The sequence below is a fragment of the Bradyrhizobium sp. WSM1253 genome, from assembly GCF_000244935.1.
Taxonomy (GTDB): Bacteria; Pseudomonadota; Alphaproteobacteria; order Rhizobiales; family Xanthobacteraceae; genus Bradyrhizobium; species Bradyrhizobium canariense.
On the sequence record NZ_JH600073.1, the window covers coordinates 8,216,481 to 8,239,625 of the forward strand.

General features: G+C 64.7%; 19 protein-coding genes. 14 read left to right on the forward strand and 5 right to left on the reverse strand.

Annotated elements, in window-relative coordinates; genetic code table 11:
- Positions 1–5 precede the first annotated feature (5 nt).
- Positions 6–707 (forward strand): ABC transporter ATP-binding protein, encoded by a 702-nt coding sequence (locus BRA1253DRAFT_RS39870; RefSeq protein WP_007603608.1) that lies wholly within the window; start codon positions 6–8, stop codon positions 705–707.
- 78 nt (positions 708–785) lie between these two features.
- On the opposite strand, the gene BRA1253DRAFT_RS39875 is transcribed toward BRA1253DRAFT_RS39870, so the two are convergent.
- Positions 786–1,865, reverse strand: a complete 1,080-nt coding sequence (locus tag BRA1253DRAFT_RS39875; protein ID WP_007603609.1) for a zinc-binding alcohol dehydrogenase family protein — start codon at positions 1,863–1,865, stop codon at positions 786–788.
- A 107-nt stretch (positions 1,866–1,972) separates the two neighbouring features.
- Between BRA1253DRAFT_RS39875 and BRA1253DRAFT_RS39880 the strand changes: the two genes are divergently transcribed.
- On the forward strand, positions 1,973–2,746 hold the full coding sequence (locus tag BRA1253DRAFT_RS39880) for a helix-turn-helix transcriptional regulator (protein WP_007603610.1): 774 nt from the start codon (positions 1,973–1,975) through the stop codon (positions 2,744–2,746).
- 27 nt (positions 2,747–2,773) lie between these two features.
- Here the strand turns inward: BRA1253DRAFT_RS39880 and BRA1253DRAFT_RS39885 are convergent, their stop codons facing one another.
- Positions 2,774–4,192: a PLP-dependent aminotransferase family protein gene (locus BRA1253DRAFT_RS39885; protein ID WP_007603611.1), complete on the reverse strand. Its 1,419-nt coding sequence runs from the start codon at positions 4,190–4,192 to the stop codon at positions 2,774–2,776.
- A 125-nt stretch (positions 4,193–4,317) separates the two neighbouring features.
- On the opposite strand from BRA1253DRAFT_RS39885, the gene BRA1253DRAFT_RS39890 reads away from it, so the two are divergent.
- Together BRA1253DRAFT_RS39890 and BRA1253DRAFT_RS39895 are read left to right on the forward strand one after the other, a co-directional pair.
- Positions 4,318–4,782: a carboxymuconolactone decarboxylase family protein gene (locus tag BRA1253DRAFT_RS39890; RefSeq protein WP_007603613.1), complete on the forward strand. Its 465-nt coding sequence runs from the start codon at positions 4,318–4,320 to the stop codon at positions 4,780–4,782.
- 90 nt (positions 4,783–4,872) lie between these two features.
- On the forward strand, positions 4,873–5,511 hold the full coding sequence (locus tag BRA1253DRAFT_RS39895; protein ID WP_007603614.1) for an HD domain-containing protein: 639 nt from the start codon (positions 4,873–4,875) through the stop codon (positions 5,509–5,511).
- Between the two features lie 35 nt (positions 5,512–5,546).
- Here BRA1253DRAFT_RS39895 and BRA1253DRAFT_RS39900 read toward each other — a convergent pair whose 3' ends face one another.
- Positions 5,547–5,930, reverse strand: coding sequence for a hypothetical protein (locus tag BRA1253DRAFT_RS39900; RefSeq protein WP_007603615.1), 384 nt, complete (start codon positions 5,928–5,930; stop codon positions 5,547–5,549).
- A gap of 366 nt (positions 5,931–6,296) precedes the next feature.
- On the opposite strand from BRA1253DRAFT_RS39900, the gene BRA1253DRAFT_RS39905 reads away from it, so the two are divergent.
- Positions 6,297–9,446: a GAF domain-containing protein gene (locus tag BRA1253DRAFT_RS39905; RefSeq protein WP_007603616.1), complete on the forward strand. Its 3,150-nt coding sequence runs from the start codon at positions 6,297–6,299 to the stop codon at positions 9,444–9,446.
- A 78-nt stretch (positions 9,447–9,524) separates the two neighbouring features.
- Positions 9,525–10,274, forward strand: a complete 750-nt coding sequence (gene map, locus BRA1253DRAFT_RS39910; protein ID WP_007603617.1) for a type I methionyl aminopeptidase — start codon at positions 9,525–9,527, stop codon at positions 10,272–10,274.
- Positions 10,275–10,342: 68 nt separating this feature from the next.
- On the opposite strand, the gene BRA1253DRAFT_RS39915 is transcribed toward map, so the two are convergent.
- Complete coding sequence (locus BRA1253DRAFT_RS39915) at positions 10,343–10,591, reverse strand: DUF3551 domain-containing protein (RefSeq protein WP_007603618.1); 249 nt, start codon at positions 10,589–10,591, stop codon at positions 10,343–10,345.
- A gap of 1 nt (position 10,592) precedes the next feature.
- Positions 10,593–10,913, reverse strand: coding sequence for a DUF3551 domain-containing protein (locus tag BRA1253DRAFT_RS39920; RefSeq protein ID WP_007603619.1), 321 nt, complete (start codon positions 10,911–10,913; stop codon positions 10,593–10,595).
- A 252-nt stretch (positions 10,914–11,165) separates the two neighbouring features.
- On the opposite strand from BRA1253DRAFT_RS39920, the gene BRA1253DRAFT_RS39925 reads away from it, so the two are divergent.
- The 8 genes from BRA1253DRAFT_RS39925 (at position 11,166) to frr (ending at position 23,102) form a co-directional block, all read left to right on the forward strand.
- The gene (locus tag BRA1253DRAFT_RS39925) at positions 11,166–11,885 is read left to right on the forward strand and encodes an outer membrane protein (protein WP_007603620.1); all 720 of its coding nucleotides are present in this window, start codon (positions 11,166–11,168) and stop codon (positions 11,883–11,885) included.
- A gap of 454 nt (positions 11,886–12,339) precedes the next feature.
- Positions 12,340–15,843 carry a DNA polymerase III subunit alpha gene (gene dnaE, locus BRA1253DRAFT_RS39930; protein WP_007603622.1) on the forward strand — a complete coding sequence of 1,168 codons (3,504 nt, stop codon included), beginning with the start codon at positions 12,340–12,342 and terminating at the stop codon, positions 15,841–15,843.
- 117 nt (positions 15,844–15,960) lie between these two features.
- The gene (locus BRA1253DRAFT_RS39935; protein WP_007603623.1) at positions 15,961–16,701 is read left to right on the forward strand and encodes a carbonic anhydrase; all 741 of its coding nucleotides are present in this window, start codon (positions 15,961–15,963) and stop codon (positions 16,699–16,701) included.
- A 189-nt stretch (positions 16,702–16,890) separates the two neighbouring features.
- A complete protein-coding gene (locus BRA1253DRAFT_RS39940; protein ID WP_007603624.1) occupies positions 16,891–19,428 on the forward strand; it encodes a caspase domain-containing protein in 2,538 nt (845 codons plus the stop codon).
- Between the two features lie 221 nt (positions 19,429–19,649).
- Entirely contained in the window at positions 19,650–20,639 is a 990-nt protein-coding gene (locus BRA1253DRAFT_RS39945) for a 30S ribosomal protein S2 (protein ID WP_007603625.1), read from the forward strand.
- A 131-nt stretch (positions 20,640–20,770) separates the two neighbouring features.
- Entirely contained in the window at positions 20,771–21,694 is a 924-nt protein-coding gene (gene tsf / locus BRA1253DRAFT_RS39950) for a translation elongation factor Ts (RefSeq protein ID WP_007603626.1), read from the forward strand.
- Between the two features lie 60 nt (positions 21,695–21,754).
- Positions 21,755–22,471 carry a UMP kinase gene (gene pyrH / locus BRA1253DRAFT_RS39955; RefSeq protein WP_007603627.1) on the forward strand — a complete coding sequence of 239 codons (717 nt, stop codon included), beginning with the start codon at positions 21,755–21,757 and terminating at the stop codon, positions 22,469–22,471.
- A gap of 67 nt (positions 22,472–22,538) precedes the next feature.
- Positions 22,539–23,102 carry a ribosome recycling factor gene (frr, locus tag BRA1253DRAFT_RS39960; protein WP_007603628.1) on the forward strand — a complete coding sequence of 188 codons (564 nt, stop codon included), beginning with the start codon at positions 22,539–22,541 and terminating at the stop codon, positions 23,100–23,102.
- Positions 23,103–23,145: the final 43 nt, after the last annotated feature.

Here is a 23,145-nt window from a genome sequence, read left to right on the forward strand (position 1 = left end):
GGCTGATGGAGAGCCAGGGGGCGGAAGATGTACCGGTCATTTATCTCCACGAGATAAAGCGACAGTACTTGCAGGGCGAGGTGCCGCTGACGATCCTCGACGGCGCCAAGCTCGCGCTGTGGGCGGGCCAGTCCGTCGCGCTGGTGGCGCCGTCCGGCTCGGGCAAGTCGACGCTGCTGCACATTGCGGGACTGTTGGAAGCGCCCGATTCCGGCGAGGTCTACGTCAATGGCGCGCCGACCTCGCAACTGCCCGACATCGAGCGCACCCAGCTTCGCCGCACCGATATCGGCTTCGTCTACCAGTCGCACCGGCTGCTGCCGGAGTTCTCGGCGCTCGAAAATGTGATGATGCCGCAGATGATCCGCGGCCTCAAGAAGTCCGAGAGCGTCAAGCGCGCCAAGGAAATCCTGGGCTATCTCGGCCTCGGCGAGCGCATCACGCACCGTCCGTCCGAGCTGTCGGGCGGCGAGCAGCAGCGCGTTGCGATCGCGCGCGCCGTGGCCAATGCTCCGCGGGTGCTGTTCGCGGACGAGCCGACCGGCAATCTCGATCCGCACACCGCGGACCACGTCTTCCAGGCCCTGATGCAGCTCGTCAAGGCGACCAAGGTCTCCATGCTGATCGCGACCCACAACATGGAGCTCGCCGGCCGCATGGACCGCCGCGTGTCGCTGTCGAACGGCCAGGTGGTCGAGCTCGAGTAAAAACCGCGAAAACAACCCCATGCACAGTAGCCAAGTGCTTGGCCGGACTGACTAAAAAAATGGCGCTCCCCGGGGCGTTCAAGGCCGGATCACCGTCAGTTTGAACGGTCCGCCATTGGCGGCGGCATGGGCTACCGCCTCATTGGCGTGGTCGAGGTCGAAGGCGGTGGCCTCGTACTCCTCCAGCCTCAGCAGTCCCGCGCGCACCAGCGCGATCAGGCGGCCTGACGCATCCGGCGGGTACATCCAGACGCCGTGGATGCTGATGCAATTGCGCATGATCCAGGGGTAGGGCAGCTCGAGGCCGGCGCCGCCGGCCATGCCGACACCGCCCATCAGCACGACACGGCCGTAAGGACGCACCGTCATGATCGCCGCGCGCACCACATTCGTGCTCACCGAGGGCGGCATGATGTCGAGCACGCAGTCGATCGGCCCTCGTGCCGCGCGCTTCATGCGCTCGCGGTCGTCGTCCTCATTGCCGGAGAGCCTGACCGGCTTGACGCGGTCGCCGAAGCGGCGGACGAGGTCGGCCAAGATCTTGTCGTTGCGGCCGGGCGCGACCACGCAGGCCGCGCCCATCGCAAGCGCGACCGAGACGGCCGCGCTGCCGAAATTGCCGGTGGCCCCGCTCACCAGCACGGTCTCGCCCGCCTGAAGATTGGCGGCAAGGAAACCGCCATAGGGCACCAGCAGCGTCCCCAGCGCGCACCATCGCGTGGCGTCCTCCGGCGTGATCGTGCCGAGCCGTTTCACGTTCTCCGTCGGCACCCGCATCTGCTCGGCGAACGAGCCGTGGCGGAAATGCTGTTGCAGGCGCATGGCGCCGGCACCGGGGGCGGTGAGTCCTTGCAGGGCAATGTCGGGCGCTGCGGCGTCGTCGCGTGAGCGCACCGTCGGGTCGCAGAACACCCAGTCGCCAACGCTGAGCTTCGTCGCGTCCGGGCCGATGGCGCGGACCCGGCCGATGCCGCCTGGTCCCGGGATGATTGGAAGGTCGAGCGCATAGTTGCGCGCCCCGCTGAAGACCTCGTTCATGTAGGACAGCACCCGCGTTGCGATGACGTCCACGATGATCTCGCCCGTGCCGAGCACAGGGTCCGCGGCTTCCTCAATCGCAAGCGGCGATCCAAATGATTTCAATACGGCAGCCTTCATGATCTCACCTCAACGTGGGGTGAAGCCCATATGCGCCGGCTTTCCAGGGTCGGGAAGGCCTGGTATTATCCTAGTATTCCCCAGGCCCTCCATCGAGGCACGTCACCATGGCCGACCCACGCCGCGTCGAATTCGGCGACTTCCTCAGGTCCCGCCGCGAAAAGCTGTCGCCGAAGATGGTCGGACTTCCCGCGGGCTGGCGACGCCGCACCGCGGGCCTGCGCCGCGAGGAGGTCGCGCAGCTCGCCGGCATCGGCGTCGACTGGTACATCCGGCTCGAACAGGGCCGCACCGTCAGCCCGTCGGTCACCACCGTCGACGCGCTGGCGCGCGCGTTACGCCTCAGCAAGACCGAGCATGCCCATCTCAAGGCACTTGCGCGCGACGGCGATAGGCGCGCGTTCACGCGCGAGATCGTGCCGCCGCCCGTTCGGCGGATGATCGAGAGCCTGGCGCAGCCGGCCTACATCACGGGGCGGCGCTGGGACGTGCTGGCCTGGAACGCGGCGGCCGAGGAGATCTTCGGGTTCGGACAATTGCCCGAGCAGGATCGCAACACGCTGCTGCTGGTGCTGACGAACAAGCAGACGCGAAAATTCTACGGTGCCGGCTGGGCCGACGTCGCCAAGAGCATGGTCGCGATGTTTCGCGCCACTCACGACGTCTGGGCCGGCGATCCCGCCTTTACGGACTTGTTGACGCGGCTGCGCCAGGGCAGTCCGGAATTCGTCAAATGGTGGGAAGCGCACGAGATCCGCAGCACTGCCGCGGGCCTCAAGACCATGAACCATCCGACCAAGGGCGTGCTCCGGTTCGAGCACACCAGCTTTCAGGCCAATGACGATCCGGCGCTAAAGCTCGTGATCTACACGCCGGTTTAGATTGCGGAAGCACAGGGCCCGAGTTCGTCAAGTATGACGGTCGATGATCTGAAGCAGCCGATCGCAGGATGCCTCGATCCTCTTGTGGGGCGATGTGGCGACGCCCAGCAACAGGCCGGATCGCGCCGAGACCGCAGACGCATGCCATAGCGACAGCGGCGTGGGCGCCAATCCAAACGATGCCGCTTCCCGCGCGATCGCGACGTCGGAGGTTCCGTCCGGCAGTCTCAGGACCGCGGCCAATCCGGCGATCGCAACGTCCTTGGCAACGTCCTTGGCGCCTGCCTTCAAATATTTCAGCAGCGCATCGCCTTGCGCGGCATAGGCCCGCTTCGTGCGTCGAAGATGCCGTAGATAGTGGCCGTCGCGGATGAATTCGGCGGTTGCGAGTTGTACGGAGGGCCCGGGCGCCGGAGCGAGGCATGCCGCAACCTCGGCAAAACGGGAAGCCAGAGAGGCGGGTGCAACGACGAAGCCCAGCCGCAAGGCAGGAGTCAGGGTCTTGCTGAAAGACCCGATGTGAATGACGCGCCCGAAACGATCGAGAGAAGCGAGCGCCGGTGTGGCCCGACCTCTCAGCTGAAGCTCGCTGAGATAGTCGTCCTCGATCACCCAGACCCGTTCATGGGCGGCCCAGTCGAGAAGACGCGAACGTCTTGCCAGTGACAATGTCGAGCCAAGCGGTGCCTGCTGTCCCGGGGTCACGACGACCAATGCAGCATCGGGAGCGTGTTTCAGGCCGTAACCGACGTCGATGCCGTCCGCGTCAACCGGGATCGGCGTGATCGACAAGCTTGCAAGCTCAAGCCCGTGCCTAGTGAAGGGGAAGCCCGGGTCCTCCATCCAGACCTTTTTCTGCTCGAGGCAGAGAACCCGGAGTGCCAGTCCGAGCCCGCTGCTGAAGCCGCCGGTGATGATGATCTGCGACGGTGCACATTCGATCCCCCTCGCCAGCGCCAGATACGCAGCGATGTCGCGCCTCAATTCCAGCTCGCCGCGGGGATCCCGGTAGATGGCCGGTGCGCTCGTCTCCGCGCGCACCGCCCGCGTGCGCATCCTCGCGAACAGCTTGGCGGGAAAGGTCTCGTGAGCGGGCACACCCATCTGGAAAACGGCCGGTCCCGCAGTGAGCTCCTGGTACATCTCCATGAACGAGCCGGGGTGGGGAGCTGCTTCCTGCCGAGGGGTAAAGGCGGGCCGATCCGCAACATGCGTTCCGGTCGCGCGCGACGCGACGATCAATTGCGCGGAGGAGAGCTTTTCGTAAGCCGAACGCACGGTGCCGCGCGCGACACCCAGCTGAGCCGCCAAATCCTGCCAGGACGGCAGACGAGCTCCCGGCGCCAGCACGCCGCTCTCGATGGCAGCTCCGATACCTCTGCGGATTTGTTCCGCCAATGGCGTCTTCGCAGATCGATCGAGCTCCAGCCGCAGCGGTTTGACCATGCCTTCGTGGTACACGATTTTTGTCCATTCTTGGTGCTTTTTTGTAGACCAGTGCGAGGACATTTATCAGACAAGGAACGTATCCGGCGACCGCCGCCGAACAGAACCGATCATGGAGTATGAAAATGGCCAAGCGTCTCGATTACGACCGCATCGCACCCGCAGGGATGAAAGCGCTCGGCGGCGTCTACGGCTATGTCATGCAGAGCAATCTTCCTGCCACGCTCGTCACTCTGGTCTATCTGCGCATTTCGCAGATCAACGGCTGCGCCTACTGCCTCGACATGCACACGCGCGATCTGCTGAAGAGCGGACAGAAGATCGAAAAGATCGCGCTGGTGCAGACCTGGGCGGAAGGCGGTCATCTCTTCGACGAGCGGGAGCGTGCCGCCCTCGCATGGGCTGAAACGGTGACCCTTGTGGCTGAAACCGGCATCCCGGATCAAGCTTACGAGGCTGCCCGCGCCGTCTTCCAGGAGCGCGAGCTCGTCGATCTCACCATCGCGATCGGCCTGATGAACGCGTACAATCGCATGGCAATCAGCTTCCGAAATACGCCACAGGCCGCGAAGGAGGAGATGGCAGCCTGACCGCGGTGCCAGACGGCAAGAGGGTACAGACATGCCTTCGACTGCGACGGCATGTCCTGAGAAATCGGCGATTCAAGGCAGGAGCTTGATATGACCATCGCAATTTCCGGCGTGAAGATTCCCGACAGTAAGATCGCACGGGAGGCCGCCGAGCTGGTGCGCCAGTACGAAAACGACATGTTGTTCAACCACTCGGTCCGCGTCTTTGTGTTCGGCGCGATCAAGGGACATCGGAAAAATCTAAAATTCGATTCCGAGCTGCTCTACATCGCGGCGCTGTTCCACGATCTCGGGCTTGTCGACCATTACCATACACAGACCAAGCGATTTGAAGTTGATGGCGCCGATGCCGCCCGCGAATTTCTGAGGGGACACGGCATTGACGAGCCAAAGGCCGATCTGGTTTGGGAGGCGATCGCGCTACATACGACGCCTGGAATTCCACAATACATGCGGCCGGAAATCGCTCTCACGAATGCGGGCGTTTTGGTCGACGTCGTGGGGATTGGCTATGATGAGTACACGCCGGAGCAGCGCGACCAGGTGACCACCGCATTTCCGCGCGGTGACTTCAAGAACGAGTTCCTTCAGATACAAACCTGCTCAGCCTTGAAGAAGCCGCAGACCACGTTCGGGACTGTTAATTTCGATTACATCGAAGATCACGACCCCACATTTCACAAGCCGAACGCATGCACTCGCATCCGCAACACTCCCTGGCAGAGCTGACCTTCGGCGCGATGTTCGAGTTTCGCTACGTTGACTCATGGCGACGGTGCGGCCGGGGGCGTTACGCTGGCGTTCGGCTGCTGAATAGCCGGCCACGGGCTCTTGGGAGCCGGCGTCGTCACCGCGCATGACGTCGCAAGCTGCGGCCACACTGACGTCAGGCCCGTCAGGTCGATGTCGAATTTCGTGATGTCCGCCTCGTCGTCGGGTAGCAGCATGGTTTCGCGGACATGCAGGGAGCGGGACGCCAGTATCGCCTTGACCATCTCGGGATCGATGCTGCCGCGCCAGACCTCATATTTTCCGGCCCGCAATGCAGACCCTCCGGCCGTCTTGTCCGGAGCGGCGTCCGCCGTTACCAGGATGGTGCTCTTGCCGACGGCCGTCTCGTCGATCTCGCCCGCGAATGTCAGCGGCACGCGCTTTCCGCTTTCGCAAGACAGACGCCATTCTCCATAGGCCGGAACGAAGCGCCGTTCTCCTTCTTCAGCATCGCGAACTTGCGGACGAAGGGGCGCGCTTCGTTTTCCAGTTTCCAGGGTCCGTCCGCCACGTCTGGATTGGTAATCTGGCGACCAGGTGGGAGCAGGCAGAACGGCAGCCTCCCAGGGGACGGTGACGACGGGAACCTAAATGCCATCATGCGGTTATCGCGCAGACAATTTGCGCGACCCGGCTGCATCACTCAGAAAGTCAGGCGGGCTACCTGTGGTCGAAGCGAACAGCAGCGGGACGATCAAACGGCTGGCTCCTCGTGGAGCTAGGGAAGTGGCAGGGGAACACCAATGACGACAGCGACCGGGGTCCGCTCGGCCGATCGCAATTCCGTCTTAGCCACACTCGGCGACTACATCCGAGAGATCAGCAATCCCGACGATCTCGCCTACGCCGCGGCGGAGCTGCTCGGCCGCAGCCTGAACGTCAGCAGGGCAGGTTACGGCACGGTCGACACCTCAGCCGAGACCATCACCATTGTCCGCGACTGGAACGCACCGGGCATCCTGAGCCTCGCAGGCGTGCTGCGGTTTCGCGACTATGGCAGCTACATCGAAGACCTCAAGCGGGGCGAGACCGTCGTCTGTGCCGATGCGGAGAAAGACCCTCGCGTCGGCGATCGTGCCAATGCTCTCGAGGCGATCTCTGCGCGCGCGCTCGTCAACATGCCGATCTCGGAGCCCGACGGGGTCGTGGCGCTGCTCTATCTGAACGATGCCAAGCCGCGCGAATGGAGCCCCGAAGAGCTGGAGCTTATTCGCGATGTTGCCGAGCGCACGCGCACGGCCGTGGAGCGCCGCCGTGCGGAAACGGCTGTGCGGGAGAACGAAGCCCGCCTGCTTTTCCTGGACGCACTCAACAAGGAGACGGCCAGGACTCGCGATGCCGACGGCGTGATGGCGGTCACGACCAAAATGGTCGGCGAGCATCTCGGCGTCTCGAACTGCGCCTACGCCGACATGGATCCGGACCAGGACGGCTTCACCATACGCGGCGATTGGGCCGCGCCCGGCGCAATGCATATCATCGGTCACTACAGTCTGGCCGATTTTGGCAAGCAGGCGGTGCGAGAGTTGAGTGCGGGCAGGCCGCTCATCATCAATGACAATCTAAGGGAGATTGCGCCGGACGAAGCCGCCACTTTCCAGAACATCGGGATCGGTTCGACGATTTGCATGCCCTTGGTGAAAGAAGGGCGACTGACCGCCCTGATGGCGATTCATCACCGCGGCCCGCACCAGTGGACGCCGCGCGAACTCGCCTTGCTCACCGAAGTGACCGAGCGATCGTGGGCCCACATCGAGCGCGTCCGATCGGAACAGGCGGCGCGGGAGGCTGCCGAACGACTGACGCTTGCAAACAAGGCGGCTGGTATCGGCACCTGGGACTACGACCCGGTCAACAACGTTCTTCGATGGGATAGCCGCTGCAAGGAGGTATTCGGCTTATCGCCCGACGCCGAAGTCAGCTATGAAGGCTCGTTCCTGAAGGGCCTTCATCCCGAGGACCGGCAGCGCGCCCACGAGGCCGTCTCCGCAGCGCTGACGCCGCACTCTCCGCCAAACTACAACATGGAATACCGGACCATTGGCATCGAGGATGGGGTCGAACGCTGGATCGCCGCGACCGGTCAAGCCATCTTTGCCGACGGCCAGGCTGTTCGGTTCATTGGAACGGTTCTGGATATCACCGCGCAAAAGAAAACCGAGCGTCATCTCAGAATACTGAATGATACCGGGGCCTCGGTCTCTCGCGAACGCGACCTCGACAAGATCGTCCAGATCGTCACGGATGCCGGCGTCGGACTCACGGGTGCTCAATTCGGCGCCTTTTTCTACAACGTTCTGGCGCCGGATGGCGGCAGCTATATGCTGTATTCGCTGTCCGGTGCCTCGCCATCCGCGTTTGAAAACTTTCCGATGCCGCGCAACACCGCCCTCTTTGGCCCGACTTTCGAGGGCTCCGGCGTGGTGAGGTCCGACGACATTCTGCAGGACCCCCGCTATGGCAAGAACGCGCCGCGGAAAGGCATGCCCGAGGGCCATCTTCCGGTCCGATCCTATCTGGCGGTCCCTGTGATCTCGCGCACCGGCGAAGTCTTCGGCGGACTTTTCTTCGGTCACGCAGAGACGGGTAAATTCCAGGCCGAGCATGAATCCGCATTGCTTGGCATTGCGGGCCATGCCGCCACCGCTATCGACAACGCCCAGCTCTTGACCCGGCTCGAGGCGCTCAATGCGGGATTGGAGCAACGTGTTGCCGACGAAATCGCCGAGCGCATGAAAGCTGAAGAGCAATTGCGGCAATCCCAGAAGATGGAAGCCGTCGGGCAATTGACCGGAGGCATTGCTCACGACTTCAACAATATGCTGGCCGTGATTCTCGGCAGCTTGAACCTTGCCAAGCGGCGGCTCAGCAGGGGAGAGGTCAGCATAGACCGCTTCATCGAGGGCGCCATCGACGGCGCAAATCGCGCAGCCACGTTGACGCAGAGGCTGCTCGCGTTCTCGCGCCAACAGCCGCTCGCGCCTGAGGTCGTTGACATCAACAAGATGGTCGGCGGGATGAGCGAGCTGCTCGAGCGGTCGCTTGGCGAGCTAATCCGCCTCGATACGGTGCTGGCGGATGCCCTCTGGCGGGTCAAGGCAGACCCGGCCCAGCTCGAAAGCGCCGTGATCAATCTCGCGGTCAATGCGCGCGATGCCATGCCGAAGGGCGGCAGGCTGACGATAGAAACCAGCAACGCCTCGATAGACCGAAAATATGCTCGCGAGTATGCACTCGCACCCGGGCAGTACGTTCTCGTCGCCGTGACGGACAACGGCACGGGAATTCCGGCCGATGTGCTCGGCAAGGTGTTCGATCCGTTTTTCACGACCAAGGTCGTGGGCAAGGGCACCGGCCTCGGCCTCAGTCAGGTTTACGGTTTCGTGCGGCAGTCGGGCGGCCATGTCAAAATTGACTCGGAAGTCGATGTTGGCACGACCGTGAAGATCTACCTTCCACGCTTCGCCGGCGAGGAGGCGAGCTCAGATCTGTCGCAGGAAGAGACACCCGCCGGTGCGAGCCATCAGAACGAAACCATTCTCGTCGTGGAAGACGACGAGCGCGTCCGCAGCATGTCGTCGGAAAGCCTGCGCGAACTTGGCTATACCGTCATCGAGGCAGCCAGCGCCAAAGAGGCGATCAGGACGATCGAAAATGGTTTCGTTCCGGATCTGCTGTTCACGGATGTCGTCATGCCCGACATGACCGGCGCCGAGCTGGCGGCCGAGCTGTCGAGACGATTCCCGGCGCTGAAAGTGCTGTTCACCACCGGCTACACGCGCGATGCAATCGTTCACAATGGCGTGCTCGATGCCGGCAAGCATCTGCTTCCGAAGCCCTTCGCTATCGAAGACCTGGCTGCCAAAGTCCGCAGCTTGCTTGACGATATCTGAACGCGCTTTGGAAGCGATCTCTCCCGTTTGCAAGCCGCCGTCACAAGGGCTATGTCCCGGCTTTCGGAAGAGCATGACATGACAATCTCGGATGACAACGACCTCGCGCGCCTGAAAGAAATCGGGCGCATCGTCGCCAATATCCTGGAGGCAATGGGGAAGGCGCTCGAGCCGGGCATGACCACCTCCGAGCTCGATCGGATCGGGCGTGTACTGCTGGAGGCTGCCGGCGCACGTTCGGCTCCGGAGCTGGCCTACGACTTTCCGGGCGCAACCTGCATCAGCGTGAACGAGGAGATCGCTCATGGCATCCCGGGCGATCGGCGGATCGCGCGTGGGGACCTCGTGAACATCGACGTGTCAGCCGAGAAGAACGGCTTCTTTGCGGATACGGGAGCATCGTTCGCCGTTCCACCCGCAACGCGAGTGGTCGAACGTCTTTGCAGGGATGGCCGGCGCGCAATGTGGACGGGCCTGCAGCAGGTTGGAGCCGGCAAGCCGATCGCCGGAATCGGTCAGGCCATCGGGACCTTTGCGCGGAAGAACGGTTACAGCCTGGTCAGGAACCTTGCCAGTCACGGTGTCGGCCTGTCGCTCCACGAAGAGCCGACGGAGATCGCAACATGGCCCGACCGCTCTGAACGCCGCGTGATGAGCGAAGGCCTCGTGTTCACCGTCGAGCCGTTTTTGTCCCTTGGCGCGGAATGGGCAGAGGATGGCGACGATCCGTGGACGCTCTATAGCAGCCCCGAGGCGCCGACCGTTCAATACGAGCACACGGTCATCGCCACGCGAAGCGGACCGTTGATCGTGACGATGGCTGGTTAAGGAGGTGTCCTCAAGCTACCGGATCTCGGGCCGCATCCAAAAGGCGGGCCGCATATCAGAGTCCCGATTTAATTGACGCGCCGCGAGTGGCGAGGGGGCTTCTTCTGCGCAAAATACGGGTTCGCTACGCACGTCGCCGACCGACCGACTGCTAAAAATCTGCACTGCTCGAGCGAGGTGTAGCGGCAATCGAAATAGCCGACGGGGCCGTAGATCTGCATGCAGACCGGATAGCTCGGATCATAGGTCTGCGCGCGCGCAGGCGCGCCCGCGAGGAGCAGGCCGATCGCGAGGAGCGCGAGGCGAGTGCGACGCATCTCAGCGCGGCACGTAGTAACCGGGTGAATAACCCGGCACCTGCGCGCGCGGCCTGTTCTGATACGCATAGGGGTCATCGCTCTGACCTGCGAAATAAGGGTTCGCGATGCAGGTGAGGGCGCGGCCCGACGAACTCGCCTGGCACTGCGCGTAACTGTCGAACGTGCAATTGCTCAGCCCCGGCCATTCATCGCCGGTCAGGCAGAAGGCATGGTGGGTCCCGAACGCGCGCGCAGGCACGCTTGCGCTGAGCGTGAGCCCAAATGTGGCGAGGGCGAGCGAAAATATGGCGATAATGGGGAGGGCAATTCGTCTGCGCATTCAATTCTCCAATCACGCGAACGTGCGCGCGACGTTGTCACGCGCGCGTGCCGCAGATGTCGTGTAATCGACAATGGAACTCATGAAAACACTTGTTTCAAAGGGTTTCCAGCGCGCGTTGGTAAATCTTCATTAATGAAGCGCGATCCTTTGGCGCGGACTGTGGCGTCGAGGTTACAGCAATTCCGTCGCGCGCTGGTATGACGACGCCACGGCCCGGGGGCCTAACGACGAAACTGGAACGGGAATCAAATGAACAAGAATCTGTTGCTTGCTGCTGTGAGCCTTGTCGCGCTCGGCGCGACCGCACCGGCGCTGGCTGCTGACCTCGCTGCGCGGCCTTACACCAAGGCGCCGGCGATGGTTGCCGCGATCTACGACTGGAGCGGCTTCTACATCGGTATCAACGGCGGCGGCGGTTCCGCCCATTCGACCTGGGATCTCGTCGGCGGTGGCCGCGAGGGTTCGCACGATGCGACCGGCGGCACGGTCGGCGGCCAGATCGGCTACCGCATGCAGTCGGGCCAGTGGGTGTTCGGCATCGAAGGTCAGGGCAACTGGGCTGACTTCTCGGGCGACAACGTCAGCGCGCTGTTCGCGACGCGCAACCGCTCCAAGATCGACTCGTTCGGTCTGATCACCGGTCAGATCGGCTACGCCTGGAACAACGTCCTCGTTTACGCCAAGGGCGGCGCGGCTGTCGCCGGCAGCAAGTATGAAGTCTCGACCCTTGGCGGCGCGCTGCTGTCCTCGAACGATCAGACCCGTTGGGGTGGCACGATCGGTGCCGGCCTCGAGTACGGTTTCGCCCCGAACTGGTCGGTTGGCGTCGAGTACAACCATATCTTCCTGCAGGACAAGAACGTCACCTTCGCGCTGGTGCCCTCGACCGATCGCATCCGTCAGGACGTCGACATGGGCCTCGTCCGCCTGAACTACAAGTTCGGCGGCCCGAGCCTCGGCCGTTACTGAGTAGATGCCTGATATCGATCGCTCGACTTCGAGCGGTCGGCGAAAGCCCCGGCCATCGGCCGGGGCTTTTTTGTTGTTGGACTTCAGCGGGTTAACCATTCCGTTTCGAGACGGTCGAGATGGCTTGACTCCTGAGAACGAAATGAGAACAATGTTCTTCATACGTTCTCACCATGGAGTAAGCCATGTTCAGGATTTTCGTCGAAGAAGCCGCCGCGCTAGCCTCGATCGCGCTGTTTGTCGGGATGATCGCGATCTGGGCCCAGGTGCTCCCGCAGCTCTAGGCGCTGGCTAGGTTGGGGAAAAGCAGGACGACGCGGCCGATTGGCCGCTCTGGCGTGGACTCTGGCAGCGTGACGCCCCACCATTATGAGGCGAGTCGGCCGGGCGAGTGCAGGATGCCTCCCGTGCCGGTGACCGCTCCATCTCATCTGCAAGAGGCCGTCACGCGACCATGCCGAGCGCCGGATTTGTCCACCTTCACGTTCACTCGGCCTATTCGCTGCTCAAGGGCTCGATCAAGATCGCCAAGCTCGCCGAGCTTGCCAAGAAAGACCATCAGCCGGCGCTGGCGTTGACCGACACCGACAACATGTTCGGTGCGCTGGAGTTCTCCGACAAGATGGCGGGCTCCGGTATCCAGCCGATCGTGGGCTGCGAGATCGCGATCGAGTTCGGCGACCAGGATCCCACTGCGCGTAACGTGCTGCTGCCCTCGCGCGTGGTGCTGCTGGCCGCGCAGGAGCGCGGCTATCGCAGCCTGATGCGGCTGAACTCGCGCGCCTTCATGGAGACGCCCGACACTCATGCGCCCCACATCAAGTTCGACTGGCTCGAAGGCGAGACCGAAGGCCTGATCGCGCTGACGGGCGGTCCGGACGGGCCGATCTCGCTGGCGCTTGCCGGCGGTTATAGCGAGCTCGCGGCGGCGCGCTGCGAGCGTCTGGCCAGCCTGTTCGGGGACCGCCTCTACGTCGAATTGCAGCGCCACAACATCGAGAAGGAGCGGCGGGTCGAAAGCAGCCTGATCGACATCGCCTATACCAAGGGCCTGCCGCTGGTCGCGACCAACGAGCCGTATTTCGCCGCGACCGACGATTACGAAGCCCATGACGCGCTGCTCTGCATCGCCGGCGGGCGGCTGATCGCGGAGACCGAGCGCGAGCAGCTTACGCCCGATCACCGCTTCAAGACCCGCGCCGAGATGGCGGTGCTGTTCGCCGATATTCCGGAGGCGCTGGCCTCGACGGTCGAAATCGCCGAGCGGTGCTCGTTCCGGCCGATGACGCGCAAGCCGATCCTGCCGTTCTTCACGGTCGGCGCTGCCGCAAGCTCCGATGCCGCCGCGGTCGAGGCGGCCGAATTGAAGCGGCAGGCGGAGGAGGGGCTCGCCAACCGCCTGCGCGTGCACGGGCTGTCGCAGGGCACGACGGAAGAAGACTACGACGCGCGGCTTGCGTTCGAGCTCGACGTCATCATGCGCATGAAGTACGCGGGCTACTTCCTGATCGTCTCCGACTTCATCAAATGGGCAAAGGGCCAGGGCATTCCGGTCGGGCCAGGCCGTGGCTCCGGCGCGGGCTCGCTGGTTGCGTGGGCGCTGACCATCACCGACCTCGACCCGATCAAGTTTGGTCTGCTGTTCGAGCGCTTCCTCAATCCGGAACGCGTCTCGATGCCGGATTTCGACATCGACTTCTGCCAGGACCGCCGCGGCGAGGTGATCAGATACGTCCAGGAGCGCTACGGTCGCGACCAGGTCGCGCAGATCATCACCTTCGGTACGCTGCAGGCGCGCGGCGTGCTGCGCGACGTCGGCCGCGTGCTGCAGATGCCCTATGGCCAGGTCGACAAGCTCACCAAGCTCGTGCCGCAGAATCCGGCGGCGCCGGTGACGCTGGCCGCCGCGATCGAGAGCGAGCCGAAGCTCCAGGCGTTCCGCGACGAGGACCCGGTGGTGGCGCGCGCCTTCGACATCGCGCAGCGCCTCGAAGGCCTGACCCGTCACGCCTCGACGCATGCGGCCGGCATCGTGATCGGCGATCGCCCCTTGAGCGAACTCGTGCCGATGTATCGCGATCCCAAATCCGACATGCCGGTAACCCAGTTCAACATGAAATGGGTCGAGCCCGCGGGCCTCGTGAAGTTCGACTTTCTCGGTCTGAAGACGCTGACCGTGCTCGACGTGGCGTGCAAACTGCTCAAGCCGCGCGACATCCATGTCGATCTCGCGACGCTGCCGATCGACGATGCCGAAAGCTACCAGATGCTGGCGCGCGGCGAGGTGGTCGGCGTGTTCCAGGTTGAAAGCCAGGGCATGCGGCGCGCGCTGGTCGACATGCGCCCCGACCGTTTCGAGGACATCATCGCGCTGGTCGCGCTCTATCGACCGGGTCCGATGGCGAACATCCCGACCTATTGCGCGCGCAAGCACGGCGACGAGGAGCCGGAATATCTCCACCCCGTGCTGGAGCCGATTCTCAAAGAGACCTTCGGCGTCATCATCTACCAGGAACAGGTGATGCAGATCGCGCAGGTGATGTCGGGCTATTCGCTCGGCGACGCCGACCTGCTGCGCCGCGCCATGGGCAAGAAGATCCGCGCCGAGATGGAGAAGCAGCGCGAGATCTTCGTCGCAGGCGCAGTGAAGAACGGCGTGCCGAAGGGGCAGGCCGATACCATCTTCGAGCTGCTGGCGAAATTCGCCGACTACGGCTTCAACAAGAGCCACGCGGCGGCCTATGCGCTGGTGTCCTACCACACCGCCTACATGAAGGCGCATTACCCGGTGGAGTTCATCGCGGCGTCGATGACGCTCGATCTCAACAATACCGACAAGCTGTCCGAATTCCGCGCCGAGGCGCAGCGCCTCGGCATCAAGGTCGAGCCGCCCAACGTCAATCGCTCCGGCGCGACTTTCGAGGTCGGCGACAAGACCATCTACTACGCGCTCGCGGCGCTGAAGGGCGTCGGCATTGCGGCCGTCGAGCAGATCATCGCGGAGCGGACCAAAAACGGCTTGTTCACCTCGCTCGCCGACTTCGCCGCGCGAGTGTCGCCGCGCGCGATCAACAAGCGCATCATCGAAAGCCTCGCTGCTGCGGGCGCCTTCGACACCCTGGAGCCGAACCGGGCGCGGGTCTTCGCCGGCGCCGACTCGATTCTCGCCGCATGCCAGCGGGCGAACGAAGCTGCAACCATCGGCCAGAACGACATGTTCGGCAGCTCGGCCGACGCGCCGACCATCATGCTGCCGCAGATCGAGCCTTGGTTGCCGGCCGAGCGGCTGCGCCGCGAATATGATGCGATCGGCTTCTTCCTGTCGGGGCATCCGCTCGACGATTACGCCACCGTGCTGAAGCGGCTGCGTGTGCAGTCCTGGGCCGAGTTCTCGCGCGCGGTGAAGACCGGCGCCACCGCAGGCAAGGTCGCCGCCACGGTGGTGTCGCGCATGGAGCGGCGCACCAAGACCGGCAACAAGATGGGCATTATGGGGCTCTCTGATCCCACGGGTCACTTTGAGGCGGTGCTGTTCTCCGAAGGCCTTGCGCAATATCGCGACGTGCTGGAGCCGGGCGCCGCGGTGCTGCTCCAGCTCGGCGCCGAGCTTCAGGGCGAGGACGTCCGCGCGCGCGTGCTCCACGCCGAACCGCTGGACGAGGCGGCGGCCAAGACGCAGAAGGGCCTGCGCATCTTCGTGCGCGATACCAAGCCCCTGGAATCGATCGCCAAGCGTCTCGCCGGCCCCGACATGGCCGCTTCCAACGGCGCCGCGCCGAAGGTCGGCAGTCCGGGCACCGCGCCCCGCTCCAACGGCGACGGCGAGGTCTCGCTGGTCATGATGCTCGACCTCGAGACCGAGGTCGAGATGAAGCTGCCCGGCCGCTTCAAGGTCTCGCCGCAGATCGCCGGCGCCATCAAGGCGGTCGCGGGCGTGGTGGACGTGCAGCAGCTCTGATCGAGTGGCCAGCGCTGAAGGTCGTGCGTGCTCCCTGCGGATGTTGTGGTTTCGTCACGTCATTGCGGCTATGATCGCGGCGATGCCATCGTCCACCTCGCCGGGAGGAAACGCGACATGTGCGACAAATGCTCTGAAGCTCTGCAGGGAAACGCTGGGCCGTCGCGGCGGTCCGCAATGCTGTTTGGCGCCGCCGCGTTCGGCCTTGCCCTCGCCGGCAATGCTTTCGCCAAGGAGACCAAGGCGCCGCCCAAGCCGCAGAACGTGCTGTCACCCGATGCGTCGTTGAAGCGCCTGACGGAAGGCAATGCGCGCTATGTCGACGGGGTGTCGCGGCGGCACGATTTCAAGCACGAGCGCGAGGCGTTGGTCGGCGGACAGAACCCGTTTGCCGCCGTGCTGAGCTGTGCCGATTCGCGCATCGCGCCGGAATATGCCTTCGACACCGGCCGTGGCGATCTGTTCGTTTGCCGCGTCGCCGGAAATTTTGCCGGCACCGAAACCATCGCCAGCATGGAATACGCGGTGGCCGTACTGAATACGCCGCTGATCCTCGTGCTCGGCCATGACGCTTGCGGCGCGGTCGATGCGACGCTGAAGGCGATCAAGGACAACAAGCCGCCGCCGGGCCATATTCCCTCGCTGGTCGATGCGATCACGCCCGCCGCCAAGGCTGCGATGCAGCAGGGCGGGGACGTTCTCGACAAGGCGATCCGGCAGAACGTCATCGACAACATCGCGAAGCTGAAATCGGCAGCGCCGATCCTCAACGCGGCCGTGGAGCAGGGCAAGCTGAAGGTCGTCGGCGGCATCTATCGGCTCACGACGGGAACGGTCGACCTGATCGCGCAGGGCTGAACCGGCTGACTTCGCCTCGCGCCGGTGCGTCGCCGCGTCACTTACGCGGAGCTGACGCCGGCGCGGGTGGCCATCCCTCCGCCTCAATCCAAGTCTTCGCTATTTGGAAGCCTTTCGTTCAAGTGCCATTCAGCTGGCCACGCGTCTGATGCGGGGCGGCACCTCAACAACAAAACGGGCAAGCAAGCCATGCGTGGGACGCTCAGAGCCTTCATTTGCCTTCTCCTGCCGATCGCGGTCCTTGCCGCAGGCGCGCCGGAGCCGGCGCGTGCGCAGCAGCAGGAAAAGCGTATCGCGCTCGTGGTCGGCAACGGCGCTTATGCCAAGTCGCCGCTGGCGACGACGGCAAACGATGCCGGCCTGATCGCGCAGACGCTGCAGGCGGCGGGCTTCGACGTCGTCGGCGCCCGCGATCTCGACGGCGACACGCTGCGCAAGAGCTTTCGCGATTTCATCCAGAAGGCGCAGGCCTCCGGACCGGGCACCGTCGCGATGGTGTATCTCGCCGGCTATGGCGTGCAGCTTGCGGGTGAGAATTATTTCATCCCGGTCGACTCCAACATCACCCGCGACACCGACATTCCGACCGAAGGCTTGCGCATCGGCGACTATCTCCGCCAGCTCGCCTCCGTTCCGCTCAAGGCCAACATCGTCGTGCTCGACGCCGCGCGGGCGCAGCCCTTCGTGGAGGGCGGCCAGCAGATCGCGAGCGGACTTGCGCTGGTCGAGCCCGACGCCAACATGCTGATCGCGTTCAACGCCGCGCCCGGCACGGTGGCGCCCGAGGAGCCCGGACCGTACGGCATCTATGCGCAGTCGCTGGCGGAGATGATCCGCACCGGCGGCCTGCCGCTGCCCGAAGTGTTCGACCGCGTTCGCCTGCGCGTCAATGAGGCCAGCAAGGGCGCGCAGGTGCCCTGGAACGAGCAGAAGATATCGGCGCAATTCTCGTTCTTCGAGCGCGGGCCCGACGCGCCGCCGCCGGAGGCCGCGCCCGACCAAGTCGCTGCGATCCGCAACAAGCCGATCCGCGATCTCGGCGTGCAGGATGCCTATGCCGCCGCGCTCACGCGCGACACGCTTCCAGCTTACGAAGAGTTTCTCTCCGCCTATCCCGGCGACCCGCTGTCGAAGCGCGTGTTGGTGATCGTCGCGGCGCGCCGCGAGGCCATCACCTGGCGGCGGACCTATCGTACCGACACGCCGGAAGCCTATTGGTCGTATCTGCGTCGCTATCCGCGCGGTCCGCATGCGGCGGATGCGCGCCGGCGCCTGGCGATTCTCACCGCGCCGCCCGAGCCGCCGCCGAGCTTCGCGATGATCGACTACGACGTGCCGCCACCGCCGCCGGAGGAGGTGGTCTATGTCGACCGTCCCGTACTGTATTTCAGCGATCCGGATTTTGGCTTCGCGCCGCCACCGCCGCCGCCGGTCTACTATCTGCCGCCGCCGCCGCCGGATTTCGTCGTGCTGTCGCCGCCGATGCCGGTGATCGGCCTGTTCGTGCTGCCGCAGCCGATGTTCGTGCCGATTCCCGTGTTCGTCAGGCCGCCGGTCTATGTCGCACCGCCGCCGAACAACATCATCTATCAGAACATCCATAATACGACGGTCATCAACACAGTGATCAACCAGCCGCCGGCACCGGCGGTGGGTGCGGGTGCGGGTGCGGGTGCGGGTACCGGAGCGGGACCGGGCAATCTCACACCGGCCATTGCCGGGCGCACCAATCCGGCTGGTCCAGCCATGCCGCAGGCGGTCCTGCAGCGTGCCGCCCTGATTCAGCAGGGCAAGGCGCCGATGCCGCCGAGCGCGACGATGCGGCCGACGGCGAGGCCAGGAACGCGTCCGGCGACGCCCGCCAATGCCGCGCCGACCGGTACGCCACCTGCCGCTCCGCCTGCCAGTCCATCTGCCACGCCACCGGCCAAGCTGCCCCAAGCCAACACGCTGCCGGTTCCCGGCACCCATGGCGGTCCACCTGTACCGTCAGCGGAAGCCGGGCCACTGCCGGGCGGCAGACCCGGGCAGTCGACAGCCACTGCTCCCGGCGCGCCGCTGCCGACCCATTCGGGAGTGCCTGCGGGAGTGCCTGCGGGAGCGCCGACGACTGCTGCTCCCGGCACCACGCCGCCAGCCCATCCCGGTGCACCGACGGGCGCGCCGGCGACTGCGCCCACGGCGACAAGCCCGGCCGCTGTGCCCGGCCAACTGCCGAAGCCGCCGGTTACCCGGGCCCCGCCCGGGACCGGGCCTGGGGACCATGGCAAGTCCGCGACCCGGGAGCCGGCTGGCTCGCCGCCGGCTGCCCGCACGCCTCCGCCTCCTGGCCCAGTTGGACGACCGGTCACGCCGCCGCCCTCGGCGGTGCGGGAGCCGATCCGGCCGCAGCATCAGCCGACCGCTGCTCCCGCCCAGGCTGCCCGGCCGCCGGCACCACCACCACCGCGGCCTCAGGCCGTGGCGCGCCCGACGCCTCCGCCTCCACCGCGTATTGCACCGCCGCCACCGCCACGGGTGGCTCCGCCCGCCGCGGTCGCTCGGCCGGCGCCGCCGCCAATGGCGCGTCCCGCGCCGCCGCCGCCGGTCGCCCGGCCGGCGCCACCTCCGCCGCCTCGGATGGCCGTCGCGCCACCGCCGCCGCCGCGCCCAGCAGCGCCCCCACCGCGTCCTCCGGCTCCGCCGCCGGCGGCAAAGAAGTGCCCGCCGAACCAGCCCAAATGCTAGTGGGGTCCGCGGGCGCAGCGTGATCTTTACGGAAGAGGGCCTTTCGCGGGCGAAAGCCGCCCCGAAAGGCCCTTATTTCCTTGCTTCTGGTCGAAATCGCGCTATACACCGCGCCATCTCACACGGAAGCATGGCTCACAAGGCCGTCCGGTGGCAGCCGGGGCGACAACGCTCCGTTCTGCTCACACGCTTCCGGAGGAACCAACCGGAGAATTAGAACGATGGCACTACCCGATTTCACTATGCGTCAGCTCCTCGAAGCCGGCGTGCACTTTGGTCACCAGTCTCACCGCTGGAATCCGAAAATGGCGCCGTTCATTTTCGGCGCTCGCAACAACATCCACATCGTCGACCTCGCGCAGACCGTGCCGTTGCTGCATAACGCCTTGCAGGCGGTCAGCGACACCGTCGCCAAGGGCGGCCGCATTCTGTTCGTCGGCACCAAGCGCCAGGCGCAGGACGGCGTTGCCGACGCGGCCAAGCGCTGCGCTCAGTATTTCGTCAATTCGCGCTGGCTCGGCGGCACGCTGACCAACTGGAAGACGATCTCGGGCTCGATCAAGCGCCTGCGTCATCTCGACGACGTCCTCGCCGGCGGCGATGCCTCCTCCTACACCAAGAAGGAGCGCCTGACGCTTCAGCGCGAGCGCGACAAGCTCGATCGCTCGCTCGGCGGCATCAAGGACATGGGCGGTCTGCCCGACCTGATCTTCGTGATCGACACCAACAAGGAAGACATCGCGATCCAGGAAGCCCAGCGGCTCAACATCCCGGTCGCGGCGATCGTCGACACCAATTCGGATCCGAAGGGCATCACCTATGTGGTGCCGGGAAATGACGACGCCGGCCGCGCGATCGCGCTCTATTGCGATCTGATCGCACGCGCTGCGATTGACGGTATTTCGCGCGCCCAGGGCGATTCCGGCATCGACGTCGGTGCTTCGGTTCGGCCGGTCGCAGAAGAGCTGCCCGCCACGAGCGGCTTCCAGGGCCTCGCCGGCCCGCGTGGCACCTCCGACGATCTCAAGAAGCTCCCGGGCGTGTCGGGCGCGATCGAGAAGAAGTTCAACGACCTCGGCATCTTCCACTTCTGGCAGCTGGCCGAGCTCGATCACGACACCGCGCACAAGATCGGCGAAGAAGTCGGCTTGCCGAGCCGCGCGGACGCCTGGGTGGCCAAGGCCAAGGCCCTGACCGCGGAAGCGGAATAGTCAAAAAGAGCGATGGGTTGGCCGGACAAGTTCCGGCCACCATTTCAGTTGACGCGAATTCCTGAGATGGACCGCGGCGAGGCGATCTGGCCGCGCCGCGGCAAACCGGCAGGCAAAAAGGATTTTGAACGATGGCAACGATCACAGCTGCGATGGTCAAGGACCTGCGCGAGTCGACCGGCGCAGGCATGATGGACTGCAAGGCCGCGCTGACCGAAAACGACGGCAACATGGAAGCGGCGCAGGATTGGCTGCGCAAGAAAGGCCTGTCGAAGGCCGCCAAGAAGTCGGGCCGCGTCGCCGCCGAGGGTCTGATCGGCGCGCTCACCAAGGGCAACAAGGGCGTCGTGGTCGAGGTCAATTCCGAGACCGATTTCGTCGCGCGCAACGGCCAGTTTCAGGGCCTCGTCAAGATGATCGCCCAGGTCGCGTTCAACGTCGGCGCCGATGTCGACAAGATCAAGGCCGCCAAGGTCGGCGACGTCACGATCGAAACCGCGATCAATGACGCGATCGCCACCATCGGCGAGAACATGACGCTGCGGCGTGCCGCTTCGCTCGAAGTCAGCCAGGGCGTGGTGTCGAGCTACGTCCACGGCGCGGTCGTCGAGGGCGCCGGCAAGATGGGCGTGATCGTGGCGCTGGAATCGCCGGGCAAGGCCGACGAGCTCGCAACGCTTGGCCGCCAGATCGCGATGCATGTCGCGGCCGCCAACCCGCTGGCGCTCGATCCGTCCGGTCTTGATCCGGCGGTCGTCAAGCGCGAGAAGGACGTGCTCGCCGACAAATATCGCCAGCAGGGCAAGCCCGAGAACGTGATCGAGAAGATCGTCGAGTCCGGCCTGAAGACCTACTACAAGGAAGTCTGCCTGCTCGAGCAGGCCTTCATCCACGACACCGGCAAGTCGGTGGCGCAGGCGGTGAAGGAAGCCGAAGGCAAGGTCGGCGGCGCGGTGAAGATCGCGGGCTTTGTGCGCTATGCTCTCGGTGAGGGAATCGAGAAGCAGGAAAGCGACTTCGCGGCCGAGGTCGCGGCGGCCAGCGGCAAGAAGTAAGCGCCGGAACGTTCCTCCCGGCGTGCCGCCGGAAGCGGCGGCCGGACAAGGAAAGTGCTCATGACTGATCCGGTCTATCGTCGCGTCGTGATCAAGCTGTCCGGCGAATATCTCGCCGGATCGCAGGGTTTTGGCATCGATCAGCCGACCATTGACCGGGTCGCCGACGATCTGATCGCAGCCCGCCATCTCGGTACCGAAGTCGCCGTCGTGATCGGCGGCGGCAATCTCTTTCGCGGCGTCGAGGTCTCCTCGCGCGGCGTGTCGCGCCCGACCGGCGACACCATGGGCATGCTCGCGACGATGATGAACTGCCTCGCGCTGGAGGCCACGATCGAGCGCAAGGGCACGCCTGCGCGCACGCTGTCGGCCTTCGTCATGCCCGAGATTTCCGAACTGTTCACCCGCACCGCGGCACACAAATACCTCGCCGAGGGCCGGATCGTGTTGCTGGGTGGCGGAACCGGTAATCCGTTCTTCACCACCGACACGACCGCGGTGCTGCGTGCGGCCGAGATCGGCGCCCAGGCGGTGCTGAAGGCGACCAATGTCGACGGCGTCTACTCGGCCGACCCGAAGAAGGACCCGACGGCGACGCGATTCGACCGTCTGACGCATTCGCAGGCGATCGAGGGTGGCTACAAGGTGATGGATGCGACCGCCTTCGCACTTGCCCGCGAGACGTCGCTGCCTATCATCGTGTTCTCGATTGCGGAGCCGGGTTCGATCGGCGCTGTACTGCGTGGCGGCGGCCACGGAACCATTGTCGCCGGCTGACGGCTTGTCGTTGCACCCTAAGAGAAGGGGTGCGGAGAGGTCGCCGGGATTTTGAAGGAGAAACGTGATGGCCACGGATAATTTCGATCTCAACGAAGTGAAGCGCCGCATGCAGGGGGCGATCCAGTCGCTCAAGCACGAACTTGGCGGCCTGCGCACCGGTCGCGCCTCCGCCTCGATGCTCGATCCGGTGCAGGTCGACGCCTATGGCAGCCACATGCCGCTGAACCAGCTCGCCACCGTCAGCGTGCCGGAGCCGCGCCTGATCTCAGTGCAGGTCTGGGACAAGTCGATGGTCAAGGCGGTGGAAAAGGCGATCGTCGATTCCAATCTCGGCCTGTCGCCGGCGACCGAAGGCCAGGTGCTGCGCCTGCGCATCCCCGAGCTCAACGAGGAGCGTCGCAAGGAGCTCGTCAAGGTCGCGCACAAATATGCGGAAGCCGCCAAAGTCGCCGCGCGCCATGTCCGCCGCGACGGTCTCGACGTTCTCAAGAAGCTCGAGAAGAATCACGAGATGTCCGAGGACGATCAGAAGCGTCACGCCGACGAGGTGCAGAAGGCGACCGACGGCACGATCTCCGAGATCGACCAGTTGCTGGCCGCCAAGGAAAAAGAAATCCTCACCGTCTAAACGCGATGGATCGCGCTTTAGGTTATTGTTCGCGCATGATCTT